This is a genomic window from Mesorhizobium sp. M7A.F.Ca.AU.001.01.1.1, from assembly GCF_004022735.1.
In the GTDB taxonomy this organism is placed as follows: domain Bacteria; phylum Pseudomonadota; class Alphaproteobacteria; order Rhizobiales; family Rhizobiaceae; genus Mesorhizobium; species Mesorhizobium ciceri.
Window position 1 is genome coordinate 1 of sequence record NZ_RZPF01000855.1, and the last position, 2,458, is coordinate 2,458.

Sequence of the window (2,458 nt, forward strand, 5' to 3'; positions counted from 1 at the left end):
CTTCCGAGACGGGTGAGGGCGTTCCGGCGGCAAGTTGGACTTTTCCAGTGCGCCGGTTCAACACCCCCGAGCCGCCGTACGGGAAAGCATGGAGGAGCGCGCGTTAGTCAGTCATCGCGCCTTCCCCCGGCGGCAGCGGGCTTCCCATCGCCCGCTGCCGCACAATTTCAAAAGCGCTTCAACGATCCGATGCCAACGACATCGGCAGCGAGCAGCTTTATCGCGCACTGCTTCGAGCGATCTCGGTCGCGATGCGCTTTGGCAAAGGCCACAATGCAGATGTCTGCCACTCAACCTTCCGGCGAAATCGCGTATAACAGCCCTATGAAGATTCTCGTCATAGAAGACGATCGCGAGGCTGCGGATTACTTGCAGAAAGCCTTTGCCGAGGCCGGTCACACCGCGCATGTCGCCGGTGACGGCGAAACCGGCTTTGCGCTCGCCGACGCCGGCGACTACGACGTGATGGTGATCGACCGGATGATGCCGCGTCGCGACGGCCTGTCGGTCATTGCCGGTCTCAGGTCCAGGGGCAACACGACGCCGGTGCTGATCCTGTCGGCGCTCGGCGAGGTCGATGACCGGGTCACGGGTTTGCGCGCCGGCGGCGACGATTACCTGACAAAGCCCTATGCCTTCTCCGAGCTTCTCGCCCGCGTCGAGGTGCTGAACCGGCGCGCCAGTGCCAAGGAAGCGGAAACCGTCTACCGCGTCGGCGATCTCGAACTCGACAGGCTGTCGCATTCGGTCCGCCGTGCGTCACGCGAGATAACGCTGCAGCCGCGTGAGTTCCGCTTGCTCGAATATCTGATGCGGCATGCCGGCCAGGTGGTGACGCGCACCATGCTGCTGGAAAATGTCTGGGACTACCATTTCGATCCGCAGACCAATGTCATCGACGTCCATGTCTCCCGGCTGCGCGGCAAGATAGAGAAGGGCTTCGACAAGCCCATCCTGCATACGGTTCGCGGCGCCGGCTATATGCTGAAGAGTGGTTAGCTGCGGCATGGCTCTTTCCGTGCCCGCCATCATGAAGACGACGGCAGCGCGGCTTTCGGCGCTCTACTTCCTGCTCTTCGCGCTCTGCGCGGTGGCGCTCGTCTTCTACATGACCTCGCTGTCGGCGCGAATGCTGACCGCGCAGACGCAGGAGACCATCAATGACGAAGTGCTCGGCCTTGCCCGCGCCTATCAGCGCGGTGGCCTGCCGGTACTGGTCCGCGTGGTCGAAGCGCGCTCGCGCCAGCCCGGCGCAAACCTTTACCTGATCGCCGACGCCAACGGCCAGATCCTGACCGGCAACGTGCAGAGCCTCGAACCTGGCGTTCTCGAAACCGAAGGCTGGACCAGCAGTCCGTTCTCTTATCAGCGCTTTGGCGAGGGAGAGCTCGAGCGCCTGCGCAACCTTCCCGCCGAGCAGGGTACCACCACCCAATCCGAGCAGAACGATGCGCAGGCGCAGGGCGAAAAAGGCCACAACGCCATTGCGCTGGTGCTGCGGCTGCCGAACCAGATGATCATGCTGGTCGGCCGCGACCTTGGCGAGCCGGAACGGTTTCGTGCCGTCATCCGCCGTGCGCTGATGCTGGCGCTCGGCATGATGGGGCTGGGCGGATTGCTGATCTGGTTTTTTGTCGGCCGCGCTGCGCTGAAGCGCATCGACAGCGTGTCGGAAGCCAGCCGTCGCATCATGGGCGGCGATCTGTCGGGCAGGCTGCCGGTGACGGGGGTTGGCGACGAGTTCGACCGGCTCTCCGAAAATCTCAATGCCATGCTGGCCAGGATCGCCACGCTGAACGAAGGCTTGAAGCAGGTTTCCGACAACATCGCGCATGATCTGAAGACGCCGCTGACCCGGCTGCGCAACCGGGCCGAAGCGACGCTTTCGGGCAAGCAAAAGCCCACCGACTACCGGCAGGCGCTGGAAGGCACCATCGCCGAGTCGGACCAGTTGATAAAAACCTTCAACGCCATCCTGATGATCTCCCGGCTGGAGGCTGGCTACTCGTCTGAAAATACGAACCGCGTCGATCTTGCGGAAGCCGTACGCGATGTCGTCGAGCTCTATGAGCCGGTGGCGGAAGAGGCGGGCGTGTCGCTGGAAGCAGACGCGCACGAGGCGGTGTCCGTCAACGGCAACCGCGAACTGATCGGTCAGGCGCTGTCGAACATCGTCGACAACGCCATCAAATATTCCACCGGCGCCAATGCCCAGCCGGCGGTGCGCGTCACGCTCGAGCGAACCGGTGCGGACGTTCGCCTGTCGGTTGCCGACAATGGCCACGGCATTCCCGACGATGGCGACCGCGCGCGTGCCACGGAACGTTTCGTGCGGCTGGAGAAGAGCCGTTCGCAACCGGGTTCCGGTCTTGGCCTCAGCCTCGCCAAGGCGGTCATGACATTCCACAATGGCCGGCTTGAACTCTTGCCTGGCAATCCTGGACTATCCGTGGTCATG

At 63.3% G+C, this 2,458-nt stretch carries 2 protein-coding genes; both read left to right on the forward strand.

Annotated features, from left to right (window positions below; all coding sequences use genetic code 11):
- Window positions 1-324 precede the first annotated feature (324 nt).
- Entirely contained in the window at window positions 325-999 is a 675-nt protein-coding gene (locus EN884_RS32945; RefSeq protein WP_023812818.1) for a response regulator transcription factor, read from the forward strand.
- Between the two features lie 7 nt (window positions 1,000-1,006).
- Window positions 1,007-2,458 (forward strand): HAMP domain-containing sensor histidine kinase (locus EN884_RS32950; protein ID WP_164895313.1); only part of this gene is annotated, 1,452 nt, incomplete at its 3' end.